The sequence below is a fragment of the Caballeronia hypogeia genome (assembly GCF_001544875.2).
Lineage (GTDB): Bacteria > Pseudomonadota > Gammaproteobacteria > Burkholderiales > Burkholderiaceae > Caballeronia > Caballeronia hypogeia.
Genome location: NZ_FCOA02000006.1, coordinates 206,130 through 228,019 on the forward strand (window position 1 = coordinate 206,130; position 21,890 = coordinate 228,019).

General features: G+C 64.3%; 19 protein-coding genes. 7 read left to right on the plus strand and 12 right to left on the minus strand.

Annotated elements, in window-relative coordinates:
- Positions 1–6 precede the first annotated feature (6 nt).
- From gsiC to AWB79_RS12760, 5 genes are read right to left on the minus strand one after another with little or no spacing between them, the layout of a single operon-like run.
- Entirely contained in the window at positions 7–927 is a 921-nt protein-coding gene (gene gsiC, locus AWB79_RS12740) for a glutathione ABC transporter permease GsiC (RefSeq protein ID WP_061167780.1), read from the minus strand.
- Positions 928–975: 48 nt separating this feature from the next.
- A complete protein-coding gene (gsiB, locus tag AWB79_RS12745) occupies positions 976–2,526 on the minus strand; it encodes a glutathione ABC transporter substrate-binding protein GsiB (protein WP_061167781.1) in 1,551 nt (516 codons plus the stop codon).
- A gap of 36 nt (positions 2,527–2,562) precedes the next feature.
- Positions 2,563–4,470 (minus strand): dipeptide ABC transporter ATP-binding protein, encoded by a 1,908-nt coding sequence (locus AWB79_RS12750; RefSeq protein WP_061167782.1) that lies wholly within the window; start codon positions 4,468–4,470, stop codon positions 2,563–2,565.
- Positions 4,467–5,450 carry an isoaspartyl peptidase/L-asparaginase family protein gene (locus AWB79_RS12755; RefSeq protein WP_061167783.1) on the minus strand — a complete coding sequence of 328 codons (984 nt, stop codon included), beginning with the start codon at positions 5,448–5,450 and terminating at the stop codon, positions 4,467–4,469. The genes AWB79_RS12750 and AWB79_RS12755 overlap by 4 nt, the downstream gene beginning before the upstream one ends.
- Positions 5,447–6,421, minus strand: a complete 975-nt coding sequence (locus tag AWB79_RS12760; protein ID WP_061167839.1) for a MurR/RpiR family transcriptional regulator — start codon at positions 6,419–6,421, stop codon at positions 5,447–5,449. Before AWB79_RS12760 ends, AWB79_RS12755 begins: the two co-directional genes overlap by 4 nt.
- Before the next feature lie 195 nt (positions 6,422–6,616).
- On the opposite strand from AWB79_RS12760, the gene AWB79_RS12765 reads away from it, so the two are divergent.
- Together AWB79_RS12765 and AWB79_RS12770 are read left to right on the plus strand one after the other, a co-directional pair.
- Positions 6,617–7,882, plus strand: coding sequence for a mechanosensitive ion channel family protein (locus AWB79_RS12765; RefSeq protein WP_061167840.1), 1,266 nt, complete (start codon positions 6,617–6,619; stop codon positions 7,880–7,882).
- 177 nt (positions 7,883–8,059) lie between these two features.
- Positions 8,060–9,052: a LysR family transcriptional regulator gene (locus AWB79_RS12770; RefSeq protein ID WP_061167841.1), complete on the plus strand. Its 993-nt coding sequence runs from the start codon at positions 8,060–8,062 to the stop codon at positions 9,050–9,052.
- A gap of 20 nt (positions 9,053–9,072) precedes the next feature.
- On the opposite strand, the gene AWB79_RS12775 is transcribed toward AWB79_RS12770, so the two are convergent.
- Positions 9,073–9,369 (minus strand): YciI-like protein, encoded by a 297-nt coding sequence (locus AWB79_RS12775; RefSeq protein ID WP_061167784.1) that lies wholly within the window; start codon positions 9,367–9,369, stop codon positions 9,073–9,075.
- 149 nt (positions 9,370–9,518) lie between these two features.
- Here AWB79_RS12775 and AWB79_RS12780 point away from each other — a divergent pair, with 149 nt between their 5' ends.
- Positions 9,519–9,755, plus strand: a complete 237-nt coding sequence (locus AWB79_RS12780) for a hypothetical protein (RefSeq protein ID WP_061167785.1) — start codon at positions 9,519–9,521, stop codon at positions 9,753–9,755.
- Between the two features lie 139 nt (positions 9,756–9,894).
- On the plus strand, positions 9,895–11,730 hold the full coding sequence (locus AWB79_RS12785) for an OmpA family protein (RefSeq protein WP_061167786.1): 1,836 nt from the start codon (positions 9,895–9,897) through the stop codon (positions 11,728–11,730).
- 94 nt (positions 11,731–11,824) lie between these two features.
- On the opposite strand, the gene AWB79_RS12790 is transcribed toward AWB79_RS12785, so the two are convergent.
- Positions 11,825–12,313, minus strand: a complete 489-nt coding sequence (locus AWB79_RS12790; protein ID WP_061167787.1) for a hypothetical protein — start codon at positions 12,311–12,313, stop codon at positions 11,825–11,827.
- A 231-nt stretch (positions 12,314–12,544) separates the two neighbouring features.
- Between AWB79_RS12790 and AWB79_RS12795 the strand changes: the two genes are divergently transcribed.
- Positions 12,545–12,799 carry a GlsB/YeaQ/YmgE family stress response membrane protein gene (locus AWB79_RS12795; protein WP_061167788.1) on the plus strand — a complete coding sequence of 85 codons (255 nt, stop codon included), beginning with the start codon at positions 12,545–12,547 and terminating at the stop codon, positions 12,797–12,799.
- A 70-nt stretch (positions 12,800–12,869) separates the two neighbouring features.
- On the opposite strand, the gene hutI is transcribed toward AWB79_RS12795, so the two are convergent.
- From hutI to AWB79_RS12810, 3 genes are all read right to left on the minus strand, one after another.
- Positions 12,870–14,090, minus strand: coding sequence for an imidazolonepropionase (hutI, locus tag AWB79_RS12800; RefSeq protein WP_061167789.1), 1,221 nt, complete (start codon positions 14,088–14,090; stop codon positions 12,870–12,872).
- Complete coding sequence (gene hutU, locus AWB79_RS12805; RefSeq protein ID WP_061167790.1) at positions 14,087–15,763, minus strand: urocanate hydratase; 1,677 nt, start codon at positions 15,761–15,763, stop codon at positions 14,087–14,089. Before hutU ends, hutI begins: the two co-directional genes overlap by 4 nt.
- Before the next feature lie 159 nt (positions 15,764–15,922).
- The gene (locus tag AWB79_RS12810; RefSeq protein ID WP_061167791.1) at positions 15,923–16,387 is read right to left on the minus strand and encodes an Lrp/AsnC family transcriptional regulator; all 465 of its coding nucleotides are present in this window, start codon (positions 16,385–16,387) and stop codon (positions 15,923–15,925) included.
- A gap of 129 nt (positions 16,388–16,516) precedes the next feature.
- Between AWB79_RS12810 and AWB79_RS12815 the strand changes: the two genes are divergently transcribed.
- A complete protein-coding gene (locus tag AWB79_RS12815) occupies positions 16,517–17,143 on the plus strand; it encodes a LysE family translocator (RefSeq protein WP_061167842.1) in 627 nt (208 codons plus the stop codon).
- A gap of 2 nt (positions 17,144–17,145) precedes the next feature.
- On the opposite strand, the gene AWB79_RS12820 is transcribed toward AWB79_RS12815, so the two are convergent.
- On the minus strand, positions 17,146–18,369 hold the full coding sequence (locus AWB79_RS12820) for an ROK family transcriptional regulator (RefSeq protein ID WP_061167792.1): 1,224 nt from the start codon (positions 18,367–18,369) through the stop codon (positions 17,146–17,148).
- Positions 18,370–18,581: 212 nt separating this feature from the next.
- Here AWB79_RS12820 and AWB79_RS12825 point away from each other — a divergent pair, with 212 nt between their 5' ends.
- Complete coding sequence (locus AWB79_RS12825) at positions 18,582–18,791, plus strand: hypothetical protein (protein WP_061167793.1); 210 nt, start codon at positions 18,582–18,584, stop codon at positions 18,789–18,791.
- 25 nt (positions 18,792–18,816) lie between these two features.
- On the opposite strand, the gene AWB79_RS12830 is transcribed toward AWB79_RS12825, so the two are convergent.
- Positions 18,817–21,786, minus strand: a complete 2,970-nt coding sequence (locus AWB79_RS12830) for a putative bifunctional diguanylate cyclase/phosphodiesterase (RefSeq protein WP_061167794.1) — start codon at positions 21,784–21,786, stop codon at positions 18,817–18,819.
- Between the last annotated feature and the right edge of the window lie 104 nt (positions 21,787–21,890).

The following is a 21,890-nucleotide window of genomic DNA, read 5'->3' on the forward strand; positions in this document are numbered from 1 at the left end:
CGGTCCTCACTTGAAGCGGATGGTCGGATTGATGATGGCGTAAAGCACATCGACGACCAGATTGATGACGATGAACTCCAGCGAGAACAGCAGCACTTCCGCCTGGATGACGGGATAGTCGCGCATCTCGACCGCATCGACGAGCAGGCGTCCGAGACCCGGCCAGTTGAACACCTTCTCCACGACGATCGAGCCGCCGAGCAGAAAGCCGAACTGCAGGCCCATCATCGTGACGACGGGGATCATCGCGTTGCGCAGGCAGTGCTTGACGATGACCATCGGCTCGCGCACGCCCTTCGCGCGCGCGGTGCGCACGAAGTCCTCGCCCAGCACCTCGACGAACGACGCCCGCGTGAAGCGCGCCATCACCGCCGCGACCGCCGCGCCCAGCGTGATCGATGGCAGCACATAGCCCTTCCATGTGCCGTCATCGACGATAGGCAGCCAGCCGAGCTTGACCGAGAAGATTTCCATCAGCAGCATGCCGAGCGCGAAGGCCGGAAACGAAATGCCCGACACCGCGAGCGTCATGCCCAATCGATCCGGCCAGCGATTGCGCCACACCGCCGACACGATGCCGATTCCCATGCCGAAGATCACGGCCCACGCCATGCTCGCGAGCGTGAGCCACAAGGTCGGCATGAAGCGTTCGGCGATCTCCGTCGATACGGGACGCTTGCTGCGCGTCGACATGCCGAAGTCGAAATGCACGACCTTGCCGAAGAAACTCACGAGCTGCTGCGGCAAGGGCTTGTCGAGGCCGAGATCGGCGCGCACGAGCGCGACCGTCGCCTCGTCGGCTTCGGCGCCCGCCGCGAGACGCGCGGGATCGCCCGGCAGCATGTGCACGAAGAAGAACACCAGCACCGCGACGATGAAGAGCGTCGGCAGCAGGCCCAGCAGCCGTTTGGCGATGAAATTGAGCATCGTATGAAACTCGAAAAGGCCGGGCCGCGCGGGCCCGGCCAGCGTCCATCACTTGATCGCGATCTCGTCGAAGCTGAACGAGCCGTCGGGCATCACGTACGCGCCGGACAGGCGCTTGCTGCGCGCATACACGACCTTTTCCGTGACGAGGAAGATCCACGGCGCGTCGGCCCAGATGCGTTTTTGCGCATCGGCGTAGAGCTTGGACTTCTCGCCGCGATCGGTCGTGGCGAGCGCCTTCGCGAGATCGTCATTGACCTGATCGTTGTTGTAGTACGCCGTGTTGAAGAGCTTCGGCGGGAACGAGTTCGTGCCGCCGAGCAGCGGGGAGATGGCCCAGTCCGCCTCGCCCGTCGACGACGACCAGCCGATATAGAGCATACGCACCGGCGCGGTCTTCGGATCCGGCGCGCTCTCGACGCGCTGCACGCGCTGACCCGCTTCGAGCGCTTCGACCGATGCCTTCACGCCCACTTGCGCGAGCTGCTGCTGCACGAACTGGATGATCTTCTGCGCGGTCGTGTGGTTATAACCCGACCACAACACGGTCTCGAAGCCGTTCGGATAGCCCGCTTCCTTCAACAACTCGCGCGCCTTCGCCGGATCGTATTTCCAGGGCCCGAGCTTGGTCGCGTAGTCGACGCCCGGCGGCACCACGCCTTCTGCCGGCACTGCGTAACCCGCGAATGCGACCTTCACCAGCGCGTCCTTGTTGATCGCGTAGTTCAGCGCCTCGCGCACCTTCGGATTGTCGAAGGGCTTCTGCTGCACGTTCATGCTGATGTAGCGCTGGATGATCGACGGCGCCGCGATCAGATCGACCTTCGGGCTCGACTTGAGCGCGGCGGCCTGCTCGAACGGAATCGAGAACGCGAAGTCCGCCTCGCCCGTCTGCATCAGCGCGGCGCGCGTGTTGTTATCGACCACGGGCTTCCAGTCGATCATGTCGATCTTCGGCAGACCCTTTTGCCAGTAGCCCGCGAATTTCTTCACCTTCAGGTCGTCGGTCTGCTTCCATTCGACGAATTCGAACGGACCCGTGCCCACAGGATGAAACGCGATGTCCTTGCCGTACTTCTTGAGCGCAGTCGGCGAGATCATCACCGCCGACGGATGCGCCAGCACGTTGATGAACGCCGAGAACGGAATCTTCAGTGTGATCTTCACCGTGTACGGATCGACCACTTCGGTCTTCTCGATCTTGTTGAAGAGGTTATAACGCTTGAGCTTGTTGTCCGGATTCGTCACGCGGTCGAACACGGCCTTCACGGCGTCGGCATTGAAGTCGGTGCCGTCCTGGAACTTCACGTCCTTGCGCAGATGGATCGTGTAGACCTTCGCGTCGGGGCTCGCCTCGTAGCTCGTCGCGAGCACGTTGCGAATCTTCATGTCCTTGTCGAAGCCGAAGAGCCCTTCGTAGAACGACTTCGCCACCGCCTGCGAGAGCGTGTCGTTGGCGTCGTACGGATCCATCGTCGTGAAGGTCGAGGCGACGGCCATCACGGCGGTGCTTTGCGCATGCGCTGCAACGGGCGCGAGTGCGGTGAGCGCGGCGAATGCACTTGCAGCGAGAATCGTGCGCAACTGAGAGGACGGCATCGTTGGACTCCTTGGCTTGACGTTATGGTTTATCAATCAGTACGCGCCGCCGACATGATGTTCGGCAACGTAATGATCCGGTCCTACGGCTACGAGTTTCGCGACGACGGGTTCGTCGCCGAGCTTGCGTATCGGGCTCGGAATCTCGTCGGCGGCCAGCATTCGTTTCGCGTGACGGCGCGACGGATCGGCGACCGGCACCGCGCTCATCAGCTTGCGCGTGTAGGGATGACGCGGCGCTTCGAACACCGCCGCGCGCGGCCCGATTTCGACGATCTGCCCGAGATACATGACCGCCACGCGATGACTCACGCGTTCGACCACGGCCATGTCGTGCGAGATGAAGAGATACGCGACCCCGAGTTCGCGCTGCAGATCGAGCATCAGATTGACGATCTGCGCGCGCACGGAGACATCGAGCGCGGAGACGGATTCGTCCGCGATCACGACCTTCGGATTCAAGGCGAGCGCGCGCGCAATCGCAATGCGCTGGCGTTGCCCACCCGAGAATTCATGCGGATAACGCTGCGCGGCCTCGGGCGGCAGGCCGACTTTCTCCAGCAGCCAGTCGACGCGCGCCTGCGCTTCTTTCCCGCTCGCGACGCCATGCACGAGCAATGGCTCCATCACGGAAAAGCCCACGGTCAGACGCGGATTGAGCGACGCGAACGGGTCCTGGAAGATGAACTGGATATTGCGCCTGAGCGTCTGCAATTCCTGGCCCGCGAGCTTGCTGATATCGCGTCCGTCGAATTCGATGGAACCGCTCTGGCTCTCGACGAGCCGCAGCAGCGAGCGCCCCGTCGTCGACTTGCCGCAGCCCGATTCGCCGACGAGCGCAAGCGTCTCGCCCGGACGCAGATCGAAGCTCACGCGCTCGACCGCATGCACGGCGGCCGTCGTACGCCCGAACAGACCGGTCTTCACCGGAAAGCGCGTAACGAGATCATGCACGCGCAGAATCGGCTGCACGGTTTCATCGACGGCGGGTTGCGCTTCTTTTTCCACCGCTTCCGATGGCCGCAACGCGCTCGCATCGTCCGGCGCGATATCGACCGGTTCCACTTCGAGAATCGGGAATTTCGCGGGGCGATCGGTGCCGCGCATCGCGCCGAGCGTTGGCACGGCGGCGAGCAGCGCCTTCGTGTAAGCGTGCATCGGCGCGTGGAACAGCGTGTCCGACGCAGCCTCCTCCACCTTCTCGCCGCGATACATGACGAGCACGCGATCCGCCACTTCGGCGACCACGCCCATGTCGTGCGTGATGAAGATCACGCCCATGTTCATCTCGTCCTGCAGGCCGCGCACGAGTTGCAGGATCTGCGCCTGAATGGTCACGTCGAGCGCGGTCGTCGGCTCGTCGGCGATCAGCAACGCGGGCTTGCACGACAGCGCCATTGCGATCATCACGCGCTGGCGCATGCCGCCCGACAACTGATGCGGATAGCGCGCGAACACGCGACGCGCTTCCGGAATGCGCACGAGATCGAGCAGACGCAACGCCTCGGCGCGCGCCTCCGAGCGGCTCTTGCCCTGATGCAATGCGATGGCCTCCGCGATCTGGTCGCCCACGGTAAAGACGGGATTGAGCGAGGTCATCGGCTCCTGAAAGATCATCGCGATGTCGGCGCCGCGCACGCTGCGCATCGTTGCCGACGACGCCCGCGCGAGATCGAGCACCTGCCCGTTGCGCCGGCGAAACACGATGTCGCCCGCGACGATGCGCCCGCCGCCATGCTCGACCAGCCGCATGAGCGCGAGCGACGTGACCGACTTGCCCGAGCCCGATTCGCCGACAATCGCGAGCGTCTCGCCGCGCTCCACCGTAAACGAGATATTGCGCACGGCCTCGACGGTGCGCGAGCGCGAACGGAATGACACCGACAGATCGCGCACGTCGATCACGCGCGATTCGGGAAGAGTCGTCGCGGCCGCGTTCATCATCGGTAGATCGCGGTGACGGGCGCTTCGCCCACGCGCGCATAGCCGCGATACATGCCTTCCGTGTTGAACGGAAGCACGACGTTGCCCTTCGCATCGACGGCGACGAGACCGCCGCGTCCCTCGATGCGCGGCAGCTTGTTCATGACGACATCGTTCGATGCCTGTTCCAGCGACACGCCGCAATACTCCATTTGCGCCGATACGTCATAAGCCGCCAGCATGCGGATGAACATCTCGCCGGTGCCGGTGGTCGAGACGGCGCAGGTGGCGTCGTTCGCATAGCAGCCCGCGCCGATCAGCGGGGCATCGCCGACACGGCCCGCCTGCTTGTTGGTGATGCCGCCCGTCGACGTGGCCGCGGCGAGATGGCCGTGTGCATCGAGCGCGACCGCGCCGACCGTGCCGAACTTCTTGATCGGATCGATCGGATCGTCTTCCGACGGTGCATTCGATGACGCGAACGCGAAAGTCGCCGCATCGTGATCGAGCATGGTGCGCGAGGTGCCGCGCGCCTTGAGCCATTGCTCGTAGCGCGCTTCGGTGTAGTAGTAGGACGGCTCGACGAATTCGAGCCCCTGCTCTCGCGCGAACGCTTCCGCGCCCGCCGCCGTGAACATCACGTGATCGCTCACGTCGAGCACGCGGCGCGCGGCGAGCACCGGGTTCTTCACGCGCGTGACGCAACTGATCGCGCCGGCGTCGAGCGTGGCGCCGTCCATTACCGAGGCGTCGAGTTCGTGCGTGCCCGCCGCCGTGAACACCGCGCCGTGGCCCGCGTTGAAGAGCGGGCAGTCTTCGAGCAGACGCACAGCTTCGGTCACGGCGTCGAGCGCGCTGCCGCCTTCGGCGAGCACGCGCTCACCGGCGCTCAGTATCTCCGCGAGCGCCGCGTGATAGCGGGCTTCGACGTCGGTGTTCATCGCGTGGCGCACGATCGTGCCCGCGCCGCCGTGAATGGCGATGACTGGTTTGACGTTCATGATTCACGCGGCTCCGTGTGGATGGATCGTTTTGCGGACGTGCGGCGTCTGTGCTGTACCGCCTGCGTCTCGCGAGGAATGGATGGCGCGACGAGCCACGGCAGGACGAATTCGGTGAGTCCCGAGGCCGCTTCGACCGAACGCTTCGCCCGATGCGCGACCGCGTCGCACAGTGCTTCGATGACGGCGAGCACCGCCGTGTCGCAATTCGCGGCGAGCCTTCGTTCGGCGCGTATTTCGAGCACCAGGTCCGCCACTTGCGCAAGCGGCGACGCAGCGCTGTCGGTGAGCGCGACGACGCGCAGGCCATGATCGCGCGCGAGACGCGCGAGCGTGATGGTGTCGTCGACATAACGCGGGAACGCGATCGCGATCAGCACATCGCCGCGCGACGCCGTGAACAGCCGGCGCGCCGCGTGCGATGGGCCGCCCGTCAAGGCGAGCGACTGCACGTTCGCGCAATACGGCGTCAGGCCGTGCTCCATCAGGCCCGCAAGAAACGCGCTCGCGCCGTAGCCGATCACGAACACGCGCGGCGCGGCCAGAATCATGTCGACGACCGCGCAGGCGTTCGCGCCATCGACGGATGTTTGTGTGAGACGCAGATTCGCGGCCGCCTGCGCAAGCGACGCACCGAAGACTTCCGCGCCGCTCGTGGGCGTTTCGAGCGCGGAACGCAGCCGCTCGACCGGCGCGATGGTCGCCTCGAAACCGCGCACGAGCGCTTCGCGAAACGCCGGATAGCCGGAGAAGCCAAGCGCGCGCGCAAACCGGTTCGCGGTGGCCACAGAAGCGCCCACCGCACCGGCCAGCTCGTCGATGCGCATGGTCGCCGAGCGGAACAGGTTGGCCAGCACGAACGCCCCCATGCGCCGATGAATCGGCGTAAGCGTGGGCATGGCCGCCGCGATGCGCGCCGAGATCAGATCATCGGTGCTCGCCGGCGCACGAACCGAAAGGGAACGGGACATGAAATGCGCTGCGCCCTCGATGCGATCAAACTCGATGAAAGTATATTTACTCGAAAAGCGCGCCAAAAAAAATTCATTTTCACCGACTTCGGGTTTTCGATGACACCCGCGCGCCGGGCGCGTCCCGTGCAGCGGGCGCGGACGATCATGCACAATACGGCACGCACGCGCCTTGACCGACACAACCAGAAACGTATGAATTTCGACTTCCTTCCCGATCCGCTGCCGCAGCAACTCGCCGCACATCCGTGGGCGCAACTGGTCGCGGGGTTCATTGCGCTCGCGCTGATCGCGCTGTTCCTGCAATGGGTCGTGGCGCGCATCGTGCTGGGTTTCGCGCACCGGCTGCTGGTGCTCGCCGGGCATGTGAAATGGGACCGCGCGTTCATCAAGCATCGCGCTTATCACCGCCTGTGGTACGCGGTGCCGTTCGCGACCGTCGCTCTCGGCATCGACGATGTGCCGCGCGTCGGTCATTGGGCCACGATCATCGGGCGCGTCGCGCACGCCGGCGCGTGGATTTGCGTGTTTTTCGCGGCCGGCAGCGCGCTGTCGGCGTGGCAGGACGTCTACGCGGAAAGCAAGGAAGCGCAGACGCGCTCGATCAAGGGCTATATCCAGATCGGCAAGCTCGCGCTCGCGCTCGTGTGCGGCGTGCTCGTGCTGTCGATTCTCATCGACCGTTCGCCGCTCTGGATGCTCTCCGGTCTCGGCGCGCTGTCCGCCGTGCTGCTGCTCGTGTTCAAGGACACGCTGCTGTCGCTCGTTGCCAGCACGCAGCTGACGTCGAACGACATGCTACGCATCGGCGACTGGATCGAAATGCCGCAAGCCGCCGCCGACGGCTTCGTGAAGGACATCGCGCTGCACACGGTCAAGGTGCAGAACTGGGACAACACCGTGACCACGGTGCCCACGTACAAGCTCTTTTCGGAGAGCTATCGCAATTACCGGCACATGTTCGAATCGGGCGGGCGGCGCATCAAGCGCACGTTGCGCATCGACGCGCAATGCGTGCGCTTTCTCACCGGGGAAGAAACCGCGCGCCTGAAGCGCGTTCGCTTCCTGCACGATTATCTGGAACAGAAGCAGACGGAAGTCGAGCAGGCGAACCGCAATCTCGGCGAACTGGCGAATGAACCGGCGAATCGCCGTCGGCTGACCAATATCGGCACGTTTCGCGCATATGGTCTGGCCTATTTGCAGCGTCATCCGGAAATCCGTCAGGACATGGCGATGATGGTGCGCATGCTGGAACCCGAATCGCAGGGCATTCCGATCGAAGTCTATTGTTTCACCGCGACGACCGCGTGGACGCAATACGAGCGCATTCAGGGCGACGTATTCGATCATCTGCTTTCCATACTTCCCGAGATGGGACTGCGGCTTTATCAGGCGCCGTCGGGCAGCGATTTCTCCGGCGTCGCAGGCCGTCTGCGCGGCGAAATGCCGATGCTTTGATTCTCGCGCCGAAGAAAATCAGGCAAGAATCCTCCATTTTTGTGTATTCACGTTGACGTCTCCCGTCCGTACGATCTAACCATCGCCGATGCGCCGATTTTTCGCGGTTTCCGAATCGCGATGGAGTCGCTTTTTCGCGCGCATCGCCACTCAATCGTCATCAAAGGAAAACTCAACGTGATCGATCGCGTCCATGCCATGCGTGTCTTTACGCGTGTCGTCGATACGAACAGCTTCACGCGTGCGGCCGAGTCACTCGGCATGCCGCGCGCGAGTGTTTCGACGACCGTGCAACAACTCGAAGCGCTGGTCGGCGTGCAATTGCTCGCACGCACGACACGACGCCTGAATCTCACCGTCGACGGCGCCGCGTATTACGAGCGCTGCGCGCAGATCCTCGCCGATATCGACGAACTCGAATCCGGTTTCGGCGCGGGCGAGGAGCGCCTGCGGGGGCGGCTGCGCGTCGAAATGCCGGATACGGTCGCGACGTCCATTGTCGTGCCCGCGCTGCCGGAATTTCACGCCCGCTATCCGCAGATCGAATTGTCGATCGGGATCGGCAATCGCAATGTGGATCTCGTCGGCGAAGGTGTCGATTGCAGCGTGCAGCTCGGCGAATTGCCCGATTCCGGGCTGATCGCCCGGCGCCTCGGGCTGCTCGAACAGGTAACGTGCGCGAGTCCCGCGTATCTGGAACGGCACGGCATGCCGCAGACACTCGACGAGCTCGCGCAGCATGTGGCGGTGAATTGTCTGTCGGAGAAAAGCGGACGCCCGGCCGATTTCGATTTCGACGTCGAAGGCGAACCCGTCACGATGAAGATGCGCGGCTTCGTGCAGGTCGCCGACGAGCACGCTTACCTAGCATGCGGCGTGCAGGGCCTCGGGCTGATCCAGCCGCTGCGGATCGCGGCGCAACCTTACCTGCGCTCGGGGCAACTGCTCGAAGTGCTGCCGCAGTGGAAGGCGCCGCCGCTCAAGGTGTCGGTGGCGTTTCTGAAGAGCCGGCAGGCGACGCCGCGCGTGTCCGTGTTCGTCGACTGGCTCGCGGCGCTGTTCGAGCGCTCGCAGCAGATCGACGACACGCTCACGAGCCTTTATCGCGCGGCGCGGCGTCGCGGTCCCGAGAGCCGCGACCGTCCGAAGGAAGAAACCGCCGACGTCTGAGCACGCGCGTGCTTGAGGGTCTAGCGCACGGGCGTCGCCGCGCTCGCGCCGACGACGGTGTTCCATTTGCGCACTTGCCAGCGCTCGACCAGCCCGTTCGTCACGTAAGGATCATTTTTCGCGAAGTTTTCCGCGACGGCGGGCGAATCGCTGTGAAACAGCAGCATCGCGCGGTCGGCGGGGTTGTCGAGCGCGCCGGCGAGCACGATCTCGCCTCGCTCGACCGCCGCCCACGCGAGGGCCAGATGCGCGTCGCGAAACTCCGCGCGACGCTCCAGATAATCGGAACAAAGATCGTAGATCAACAGATAGTGCATCGCCGTCTCCCTGGTGAATGAATGCCAGACTTCATGAAACGATTCCGTCCTATTTTCGAGACCGAAACTAAGAGTTCAATCGGAAGGATCTGATCGCTTAACGATAGCGTATCGAAGATCATGTGCGGGTACTCGTTAAGGACTCTGCCATGAATCGCGATCAGCCTCCCTGCAACACGTGCTCGAAGCACGATTGCCGTACCTGCGCGTGGACGTCGCCGCTCGACGCATCGTATCGCACGCTCATTCGTTCCCATTCCATGATGTCGCTCATCGCGGTCACCGTGAACAATCAGGACGCCGCCCCCGCGGAGCCGTCCTGGCTCGGCATCGCATGCAAGCGCATTCTCAAATTCTTCTCGCAACTGACTCCGCGCGCACGCTGAAGAAGCATCGCAAGTCGCATTCACGCCTCTTATTCGTAAAGAAGTTTGCACGATTCTTTTTAGGATAACTGCGCATATAGAATGCGCCGCACGCTTGGCACTTGCTTCGGGCGTTCATGTAAGAAAGGAAAGTCAGTCGATGAGCATCAATCTGGTCCAGGCGGTCAATGCCGCGATTTCGGACAGCATCGCGGAGCAACTGTCGCAACAGTTCGGCATCCCCGCGTCGATCGTCCGGCAACTGGCGGGACGCATCACGCCCGGGCTGGTCGCGTCGCTGATGGACCGGGCGACGCTCGCCCCGGGTGCGCAATCGGCGTTCTCCGTGATCATGCAGCAAGAGAACAACGCGCACATCGTCGAGCAGTTGCCGAAGCTGATCTCCACCACCGGCGGTCTCAAGCAACTCGAAGCCACCGGCCATTTGCTCGCCGCGCTCGCCACCGGCCAGCGCATCGATGCCCTCACCGACGCCGTCTCCGCCGAAACCGGCGTACCCACGCAGGCCACGTCGGCGCTTGCCGGCATCATCTCCGCCGTCCTGCTCGGCGTGACCAAGCGGCACTTCCTGCTTGCGCAATGGAACCTCGCTCACCTGCCGAAACTCCTGCGTGAACAGGTCACCGAGATCAATGCGACGATGTCGAACGCGGTCGCCGGGGGCATTGGCGTCGGCAATACCGAAGGATTCACGAGCGGCATCGTGGCTCGACTCGACGCCGTCGCATCGAGCCTCGAGCGACACGTGGACGGCGATGCAGTCATGGCAGTGGCGGACGCACCCGAGCCCGTCGTGAAAGCCGCCGCGCAACCGGCCCAGCCCGTCGCGAAACCCGAGCCGCCACCTGCCGCACGCGCGACCATGCGCGCGCCCGCGCCGAAACCGCACGCGGCGAGACGTTCGAACAAGTGGATCTGGCTGCTCTTCGCCGTGCTGGCGATCATTCTCGGACTGGTCTACTACCGAGGCTTCACAAGCGCCGGAACGGTCGACCTCAGCGCCGCGCCGCCCGCGCAACCGGTCGAGAGCATCGCCCCGCCTGCTTCCGAAGCGGCGCTGCCAGACGCGCAAGCGGACACGCAAGCGGTGGCCGCGTCCGACGTGGCTGCATCGGATGCGACGGCGGCATCGGCGCAGGTGGCATCCGGGGCAGACAGCGCACCTGCCGTCGCGCCAGAATCCTGGGCAGACGCCCGGTTGCTGTTCAACGTGAACGAGGCCGGCACGCCGTCGATCGAAGCCACCGTCGGCACCGAGGCGGAGAAGAAGCAACTGCTCGACGCGCTCTCCGGTCGTTTCGGCAAGGCGTATGCCGCGAACGTCGCGGTTGTTCCTGAAACGCGTCCAGCCACGTGGCTTTCCCGCGTGAACGACTTCTTCGCGCTCATGGCCGTGCCTGGCGCGGAAGCGAAGGTCCGGGGCTCGAAAGTGGAACTGAGCGGAACTGCGGCCGAAACCAGACTCGGCTGGGCGAATCGTTTGCAAAACGCGCTCGGCGGCATGTTCCAGATCACCACGTTCAATCTCGATGGCGCCGTCGCGAGCGCCGCGCAGTCGTTTCGCACCGGGATGAAGAAACTGCTCGCCACGAATGCGCCCTGCTCCGGCGACGAACTCACTCGCGTGCTCGACCTGCAAGTGGTCAACTTCGCGCGCTCCAGCGTGCAGGTACCGGAAAGCGCCCGTGCGACGCTCGGCGAGACGGCGCAGTTGCTCAAAACCTGCGCGGCTAAGGGTTCGGCGGTGAAGCTGGAGATTGCAGGCTATTCGGACGCGCAGGGCGCGAAGGCGGCAAACCTGGAAGTGTCGAAGGAGCGCGCACAGGCGGTGCGTGGGTTCCTGGTGCGCAGCGGCGTGCCAGCACAGTCGCTCACGGCGGCGGGCTACGGTGACGCAAAGCCCGTTGCCGACAACGAAACCGAGAGCGGACGTTTCGCCAATCGCCGTATCGAGTTCGTGGTCAAGAAAGGCTGAAAACCGAACCGACGCTCACTGTCATTTCAAACGCCGTCGCGCCGTAATGCGACGGCGTTTTGCTTTGCGCGCCCATCCATTGCGGCCGGGCGCTTCAGTTCGGCTTGGCGAAATCGTTCTCTGCCCAACGCTCGGCGCTTGCCTTGTTGAGCTTGAACGCAGGCGAGACGCGCACATGGGCCAGTTGCGTTCCGAGGGCGTCGAAGGCCTTGAGGTTGGCGTAGGGATCGTCTTCATCAGGAACGATCTCCAGCGCGACGGTGATGTCCTCGCCGTTCACCTCAATGGCGACGTTCTTGTGCAGCATCGCGTGGCGTTGCTGCTCATGCCGGCGCAAAACCTCCGACGCCGTCTTGACCAGCGTGCGAAACGCGTTCGCATCGAGCGGTTTGGGATTTTTCTTGTCGCGGCCCATCGTCCACGGGCCGACGAGCGCGGGCTCGGCCTCGCCCGCCTGAATCATTTCGACGGCCCAGCCGTCGTCGTCCTCGTTCTTGATAACACGTGCGGTCCAGCCGTCGTCGCGCCAGAGGCGGTCTTCGTGGATGGCTTCGTCAGTTTGGGGCAATTCGGAATCGGTCATAGGGTTGCGATACGCGCATGCAGTGAGGCAATGCGCGGCATTTTACCTTGCCCCATGCGCGCGACATCGATCGTGGTCCGAGCATTGGCCGAATGGCCTACCCCGCTTTCGACGCGGCGCGTGTCATACCCAAACGCATGGCGCCGTGCTACTTTGAGCGCACCGGGGCTCGTCCGGAATCCATCTGCACCGCAGCCGAAAAGTCGTAACACTCAGTCAAGGAGCAACCGCATGTTCGCATTCATCGGTACTTTGATCGTCGGACTGGTCGTCGGTCTCATCGCGCGCGCGCTCAAGCCCGGCGACGACAGCATGGGCTGGATCATGACCATCGTGCTCGGCATCGCCGGCTCGCTGATCGCGGGTTATGTGGGCCGGGCGCTCGGCTGGTATCAACCGGGGCAGCCGGCTGGCTGGATCGCCTCGGTGATCGGCGCGATTGTCCTGCTCGTCATCTGGGGGATGATCCGCAAACGCAGCACGTAACGCGCCGCGCGGGCGTTTCTCCTTCTTGAGCAATCGCCAAACGCCTCGCCCGGATCGGACGAGGCGTTTTTTATCGGTCGATGCGCCCGAAGTCGATCTCCGCGCCGCCGCGCACGACGCGATTCGGCGGCGCGCCGCCGAGCCAGTACGAAAGTTCGGCCGGCCGCGCGATTGTCCACGCGACGAAATCGGCCGCCTTGCCCGCTTCGAGCGAGCCGTGCGTCGCCTGCAGACCGAGCGCCTTTGCCGCATGCATCGTCACGCCGGCAAGCGACTCCTCCGGTGTCAGGCGAAACAGCGTGCAGCCCATGTTGAGCATCATGCGCAGCGACAACACCGGCGACGTGCCCGGATTCAGATCGCTCGCCAGCGCGATCGGCACCCCATGCCGCCGCAATGCGTCGACGGGCGGCAACTGCGTTTCGCGCAACATGTAGAACGCGCCCGGCAACAGCACGGCGACCGTGCCGGATTGCGCCATTGCAATGGCATCGTCTTCGGTCATGTATTCGAGATGATCCGCCGACAACGCCCGATAGCGCGCCGCCAGCGACGAGCCATGCAAGGACGACAACTGCTCCGCGTGCAGCTTGACGGGCACGCCCAGCTCGCGCGCGCGGCGGAACACGCGCTCGACCTGTTGCGTGGAGAACGCGATGTGCTCGCAGAACGCATCGACTGCGTCGACAAGACCATCGCCAGCGAGCGCCGGCAGCATCTCGTCGCAGATATAGCCGATGTAGTCATCCGCGCGATTCGCGTATTCGGGCGGCAACGCGTGCGCGGCGAGGCAGGTCGCGCGCACGGTGAGCGGCAGTGCTTCGCCGAGACGCCGCGCCACCGTCAGCATCTTGCGTTCGTTCGCGAGATCGAGCCCGTAGCCGGATTTCACTTCGAGCGCCGTCACGCCTTCGCGCATCAGACCGAGCGCGCGCGCCTTCGCCGCGGCGAACAACGCGTCCTCGCTGGCCTCGCGCGTCGCGCGCACCGTGCTCGCGATGCCGCCGCCGCGCGCCGCGATTTCCGCGTAGCTCACGCCTTCGAGCCGCTCTTCGAACTCGCCGCTGCGATCGCCGCCGAACACGAGATGCGTATGACAGTCGATCAGACCCGGCGTCACCCACGCGCCCGCGAGATCCACGCGCTCGCCTTCGCCCATATCCGGCGCCGCCGCACGCGGCCCGATCCATTCGATGCGAGCTCCGTCGGTGACGATCGCCGCGTCTTCGATGATCGAATACTTGCCGCCGGCCATCGTCGCGGCGTGGCAGTGTTGCCAGAGCTTTTTCATCGCGTGGTGATCATCGGCAGGTCGAGACCCTGTTCGCGCGCGCAATCGATCGCGATGTCGTAGCCCGCGTCGGCGTGCCGCATGACGCCGGTGGCCGGATCGTTGTGCAGCACGCGCGCGATGCGTTCATCGGCTTCGCGGCTGCCGTCGCAAACGATCACGACGCCCGCATGCTGCGAGAAGCCCATGCCGACGCCGCCGCCGTGGTGAATCGACACCCACGTCGCGCCGCTCGCCGTGTTCAAAAGCGCGTTGAGCAGCGGCCAGTCGGACACGGCGTCGGAGCCGTCGCGCATGGCTTCGGTTTCGCGGTTCGGGCTCGCGACCGAGCCGGAGTCGAGATGATCGCGGCCGATCACGACCGGCGCCGACAACTCGCCGTTGCGCACCATCTCGTTGAACGCGAGGCCGAGCTTCGCGCGCTGGCCGAGTCCGACCCAGCAGATGCGCGCCGGCAAGCCCTGGAAGCTGATGCGCTCGCGCGCCATGTCGAGCCAGCGATGCAGATGCGCATCGTCGGCGATCAGCTCCTTCACTTTCGCGTCGGTCTTGTAGATATCCTCGGGGTTGCCCGAGAGCGCCGCCCAGCGGAACGGCCCGACGCCGCGGCAGAACAGCGGCCGGATATACGCGGGCACGAAGCCCGGAAAGTCAAACGCGTTCTCGACGCCCTCTTCTTTGGCCATCTGGCGGATGTTGTTGCCGTAGTCGAAAGTCGGCACGCCCTGTTCGCGGAACGCGAGCATCGCGCGCACGTGCTCGGCCATCGATTGCTTCGCGGCCTTCACCGTGCCCGCCGCGTCGCTCTGCGCACGGTCGCGGTATTGCGCCCAGGTCCAGCCTTTCGGCAGATAGCCGTTGAGCGGATCGTGCGCGCTGGTCTGGTCGGTGACCATGTCCGGGCGCACGCCGCGCTTCACGAGTTCGGGCAGCACGTCGGCCGCGTTCGCGCACAACGCGATCGAGATCACGCGGCCTTCGGACGTATAGCGCCGGATACGCGCGAGGGCGTCGTCGAGATCGGTCGCCTGTTCATCGACGTAACGCGTCTTCAAACGGAAGTCGATGCGGCTCTGCTGGCACTCGATGTTCAGCGAGCACGCGCCCGCGAGCGTCGCCGCCAGCGGCTGTGCGCCGCCCATGCCGCCGAGACCGGCGGTGAGCACCCAGCGGCCCTTCAGGTCGCCGCCGTAATGCTGCCGTCCGGCTTCGACGAACGTCTCGTAAGTGCCCTGCACGATGCCCTGGCTGCCGATGTAGATCCAGCTGCCCGCTGTCATCTGGCCGTACATGGCCAGGCCCTTGGCGTCGAGTTCGTTGAAATGCGCCCAGTTGGCCCAGTGCGGCACGAGATTCGAATTGGCGATCAGCACGCGCGGCGCATTCGCGTGCGTCTTGAACACGCCGACCGGCTTGCCCGACTGCACCAGCAGCGTCTCGTCGGCTTCGAGGCGCTTGAGCGTCTCGACGATCTTGTCGTAACACGCCCAGTCGCGCGCCGCCCGGCCGATGCCGCCGTACACGACCAGTTCATTCGGATTCTCGGCCACTTCGGGGTCGAGATTGTTCATCAGCATGCGCAGCGGCGCTTCGGTCAGCCAGCTTTTGGCGTTGAGCGTGGTGCCGCGCGGCGCGCGGATTTCGGTGTCGCGAAAACGGTTCGATGAAGTCACGTCGTGCTCCTGCGCATCAAGAAAACGGGATAGTCGACGAACGCGAGCCAAAACCCGCGTCGAGTTGGCTTCATAATCTTGTATATACAACTTTGCTTGTATTAGGGGAATCCCGAGGCCAGTCTGTCCGTGATCCTCGCTCCGTTGTATAGACAGCCTTCAAGGCAGCGGCAGACCGCTGTCGCGCTTGATTTCGCGCAGCGACAGCATTGATTCGACGGCGGTCACGCCCGGCAGGGTCCGCAAGACGTCGCGCATGAAAATGCCGTATTCATCCAGATCACGCGCGACGATCTGGAGCAGATAATCCGCCGTGCCCGAAATGTTGTGACACGAGACGATGCGCGGAATGCCCTGAATCTCGCGCTCGAAACGGTCGGACAGCGACCGGTCGTGCACGCTGAAACGCACCTGCGCGAACGCGACCACGCCCAGTTCGAGCGCGCGACGCGAGAGCATCGCGCGATAGCCGTCGATATAACCTTCGCTTTCGAGACGCTTGAGGCGGCGCGCGCAGGGCGTTTCGCTCAAGCCCACTCGCTCGGCAAGCTTCGCAATGGGCATGCGCCCGTCCAGCTGAATGGCGGCGAGAATTGAGCGGTCAGTGCGATCGAGTTCGGTCATGGTGTTTTCCTCTTCGTTTTAGATGAAGTTTAGTGGAAAGCATCGAAAACATCATTCACGAAAACGAAAAAGGCTAGAAAGCGCTCCGTTCACGGTGGCACCATGAACGCCTCGAAACAGGAGTTCATCATGGTCTCGGCACACTTGCTGTGGGTTTTCGTCGGCGCGCTCGCGGTCGTCTATGCACTGCCGGGACCCGACATGGCGCTCGTGCTCCAGACAAGCGCGACGCGCGGCTGGCGCCATGGTTTCGTCGTGGCGGCGGGGCTCGCCACGGCGCGCGCGACGCACGTGACGCTTTCTGCGCTTGGCGTCGCGGCGCTGTTGCGCAGCGCGCCGTGGCTCTATGAACTGGTGCGCATCGCGGGCGGCCTGTATCTCGCCTATGTGGCGATCCAGATTTTCCGTTCGCCCGCGTTCGGACTCGATTCGCCCGCGGGTCAGTCCGCCACGTCCACGCTGCGTTCCGCATACGCGAAGGGCATTCTGAGCAGCATTCTCAATCCGAAGGCCCTGCTGTTCTGTTCCGTGCTGCTGCCGCAGTTCGTGCGGCCGGAAGCGGGTCCGGTCTGGTCGCAAGTGCTGGAACTGGGCGTGGTGCTGGTCGCGGTCGGCGTCATGTTCGACCTCACGCTCGCCGGCGGCGCGGTGCGGATCTCCGGCTGGCTGCGCCGCCATCCGAAAGCGCAGACGGTGCAGCGCTGGAGTTTTTCCGCTGCGCTGCTGGCGTTCGCCGTGCGGCTTTCGCTCGACTGAACTCAGGATTCCAGCGGCTTCAGAAACAGCTCGTGCTTCGGCGCGAAATGCGCATAGAGCGGCAGGATCGCGCCGCCCATCGCGCGGGCGTCGGGGCCGATCTGGCCTTCGACGAGACGCGGTCGCGTCATGCCTTGCCAGTCGAACGCGGCGAGAGCGTCGTCCGTGCGGCGGATCACTTCGCGCAACAACGCGCGGTCGATCTCGCCATCGATCACGATCGCCTCGAGATCGAGCAGCGCCGACGACGACGCCACACTCATCGCGAGCGCCGGGCACGTCTCACGCATCCACGCCTCCGATAGCGCGCGCCATTGTGGCGACCACGCGCGCTCGTCGTGCGCGGCGTCGGGAGACGCGCCCGCCGCCGCGAACGCCTTCTCGAGCACGTACACCGACGCCGTGTTGAGCAGTTGCCCCGCGCGCGCCTGGCCGTTCGCGCCGGAGAGCGGCAGCGAACCGATCGCGCCCGCGTTGCCGCCCGGTCCCGCATGCAGTCGACCGTCGATCACAAGCCCGCCACCGATGAACGTGCCGATGAATACGTACAGAAAATTGCGCAGCCCGCGCCCCTGGCCCATCACGAGTTCGGCGGCGCATGCAGCGGTCGTGTCCTTGGCGAACTCGACGGGCAGATCGGTCATCGCCTGAATGCGTGCGCGGATGTCGATCTCGTTCCACGCGGTCAGCGCATCGGGCGGCGTATCGAAGAAATCGCGCCAGCCGCCCAGCCACAGCGGCGCGGCGACGCCGATGCCCGCGATCTTCGCGGCGCCCTCGCCCAGCGCGTCGATCGCCCGCGCGAGCCGCTCCTCGAGCGCAGGAAATAGCGTATGCGGATCGGGATACGGGTATTCCAGCGTCTCGCGCGTACGCACCTTGCCGGCGAAGTCCATCGAGAGGACGTCCAGACTGCGCCGCCCCACTTTCACGCCGATGGAATACGCGCCGTCCGCGCGCAGCGAAATCGGCACCGAAGGCTGCCCTATGCGCCCGCGCACGCGCGAACGCGGCTCCTTGACGAGCAGCCCGTCCTCGATCAGATGATCGACGATCAGCGAGACAGTCTGCATCGACAGACGCGTGACGCGGGCGACGTCGGCTTTGGGCAGCGCGCCGTTCAGCCGGATCGCCTGCAGCACGATGCGCTCGTTGAACTGGCGCATGCCGAGCTGATTCGAGCCGACGGAATGCATCGAGGCTTTGCGCGCGGGCCGCTCAGACATCGGTCGCGGCCTCGAGGCGCGGGCATGCGCGCCTGTCGTGATTCATCTGCGGATCCCCGTTCGATTAAATCCAATCGTTTTATTTAGTAAATACTTCCGGCTCGATTTTAGCAAGCGCCTGAATCCGGCCTGCGGGGGACGCGAAGCGCGGATTATTTTCCCGAATTCTGGCCGGTTATGTTTAGCGACGCATAACCAGCCAATCTCAAAACATGAGCACACTCGAAGCACTCCACGCGATCGTCAACGACAGAAACGCGCCGCAAATCATTCGCGATCACATCGTGGATTCGTTGCAGTTCGCGCTGCGCAATCACCCCGGCTATTTCACGCGCAAGGAGATTCAATGGCTCGCGCAATGGGACGACACGCGCATTCCCATCGCGGCGACGAAGATATTGAACGAGATGAAGCCGGACTGAGACGCCGCCGGCCCGGCGCGGGGTTTCAGTGCGTGCCCGAGGCGCGCAGGTGCCATTCGTAGTCGAACACGGTGGCCTGCGCCGGTTCCGACAGGCTATCGACGAAACTCACGACTTCCGGATCTTTCACGAAGCTCGCGGCCGAACTGGCCGTGAGAATCGCCGTGCTTTCCTGCGGCCGCGCGACCAGAAAGCCCTGCACGTAATCCACGCCGATTTCCTGCAACGCGCGCAAGGTGTCGATGTCTTCGACCCACTCCGCGACGCTGCGCATGCCCAGATTGCGCGCCAGCGCGACGATCGCCTCGACGATCGCGATATCCGCCGGATGCGCGCACATCGAGCGCACGAATTCGCCGTCGATCTTGAGCGCATCGGCGGACAGCGCCTTCAGATACTTGAACGACGTATAGCCCGCGCCGAAGTCGTCGAGGGCGATCTTGCCGCCCATGTCGTGCACGCGCGTGATGAAGCGCTGCGTGTTCTCGAGATCGTGCAGCGCCACGCTCTCGGTGATCTCCAGGCACAGGTAATGGACGATCGACTGGTAGCGCGCGAAGAGCGCGAAGATGTCCTCCATGAACTGCTCGTCATTGAGCGAGCCGCCGGAGAGATTCACGCAAACGAACTGCGTGTTGGCGAGCTGGCGCTGATGCGTTTCGATCCAGTCGAGCAGCGTCGAGATGACCCAGCGGTCGATCGCGGCGATGTTGCCCGACTCCTCCGCCGCAACGATCACCTTGCCCGCGGGCAGCGTCGCGCCGTCGGGCGCGCGCATACGCAGCAGAACTTCGAAGTTGAGCGATTCGGTGGGCGCCGAGAGCGACATGATCGGCTGCATCACGAGGAAAAGTCCCGGCGGCAGGCGATTGCGCCCGAGCGTCTCGACGAGCTTCAGCTCTTCCGCGCGCTCTTCGAACGCGGCCGCGCCCTTGCGATACGTGACCAGATGCGTGTGCGCGACCTTCTTGGCTTCGCGGCACGCGCGATCCGCGTGCGACAGCGCGTCCTGCACCCGCACGCCGCGCGAACATTCGACCAGACCGATCGACGCCTTCACCTGGAACGCGCGATTGCCGACCTGATACGGCGCATCCGACAGAATGGCGATCAGCTCGCGGCACTGCGCGATGGCGTCCTCGATCGAGGTGTCGTGCATCACGCAGACGAACTCGTCGCCACCGATGCGCCCCACCGGATAACTGCGCGCGAAGTGCGCCCGCGTGCGCGCCGCGACCTGGCGCAACACTTCGTCGCCGCTACGGTGACCGTAGAGATCGTTGACGAGCTTGAAGCGGTCGAGGTCCACATAGGCCAGCGCCCACGGCAGGGTTTCGTCGCTTTGCGCGGAAATCGCCTTCTCGATGCCACGGCGGTTCAAAGAGCCCGTGAGCGGATCGTGCTCGGCGAGAAAGCGCAGCCGCTCGACCGCTTTCGAGCGTTCAGTCGTGTCCTGCAACGAACCTTCGATCCACCCGTTGGAGCGGATCGCCTTGAGCAGATAACGGCGTTCGCCGGTGCCGCGCTCGGCCGAGCCGCCCATTTCCAGCTCGCCGTCGCTGCCCTTCGACGCCAGCGCCTGTAACGCGCCCCACGCGCCCGCCTCGAAGTAATCGTTCCAGTGACGCGCCTTGTAATCGGACTTTTGCAGGTCGAGCATCGCGCGCAACGCGGGGTTGGCGCGCACGAAGTGGCCGTCGGCATCGAGCGTGAAGAGGCCGATCGGCGTGACCTCGTAGGTGTTGCGCAATTCCATCTGCGCCTGCCGGCGGAAGTCGCGTTCGGCGCGCATCTGCTCGGCGATCGCGAAGGCCGCCATCATGCTCGACGACAGCGCGGCCATCACGGTGTTCACGCCGCCGACCAGCACCTTCAGCCCGAAAGCCGCGCCGAGCACTTCGGAGAAAGTAGAAAACAGCACGACCGCGAGCGATGCGACATACCAGAGCACGGTTCGCGAACGCGCCATCCAGACGAGCCGCGCGAGGAAGAACAGCAGCACGCAAATGCCGAAGCCGGCAATGACCCACAGCACCGGGATGAAGTACGAATACGGCAGCGCGAGCGCCGCGGCCATAAGCACGACGCCGACATACTGAATGACCCGAAGCAGCCAGCGATAGCCCACCACGCGCAACTCGCGGCGAAAGAGTTGCTGAAACAGCGCGGCCGTCAGCAGGTAATAGGCGGCGAACGTGACCTGCCTGAGCGGCTGCATGAAATCCGGGGGCAGCATGCGCCCGAGCCACTGCATGTCCCAGCCCATGGCGTTCGCGCACAGGCGCAGATTGCCGACGAGCCACACCGCGAAGATCACGTAGGTCCATTCGTGATTGATGAGCGCGGTGACGAAGACAAAGACCGCGAGCGTCAGCAGACCGCCGGCTATGAGCCCCGAGCTTTCCTGAAAGTCGAGCGCGGAATTGCGCAGGCTTTGCCAGTCCCACGAAAATGCGTTGATTTGTGCGGGTCCGGAAAATGTGCCCCGGCAGAGAATGTTTTGCGGCTGTTTTATGCGGCCGATCTGAATCGAAAATCCCGCCTTCACCGTCCGTATCTCGCCGCTCACGCTTTCGCGGTTCGCCTGGCCGAGCGGCGCGAGCGTGTCCGCGTTCCAGCAGGCAAGCGTTTGCGCGTGACGCGACGGCAATTCGACGACCGTCGACGCGTCCGCACTCATGCTGGGCGTGGTGAAGCCAAACCAGACGGGTCGTTCGGACAGATGTGTGCTGTAGCGGGAAACGGGCGCGGCGCCTTGCAGCGCATTGAGCGCATCGGCGGGACTCATGACGGCGCGTTTATCGGCGACGACGCGCAGTTGCAGCGGAACCGCGCCGCGCGATTCGTATTGGCGCGGCAGAAAATATAGCGTCGCGAGCGTACCGAGCAAAATCAGAAAAGGCACGGCATAAACGGCGACCGCATACAACGTGTCGTCGATTAACGAGCCCGTGCGCCTGAATCTCGATAAGGAAGATGCAATAACCGACGCCATACCTGGATAAATCCCCGTTCGCGTCCGGCGCGAAATGCACCGGCGCACGCGGCGGCGGAGCCTTGAAGGCACCCCGCGCGCCGTCGCTTTTGGCCAACCGGACC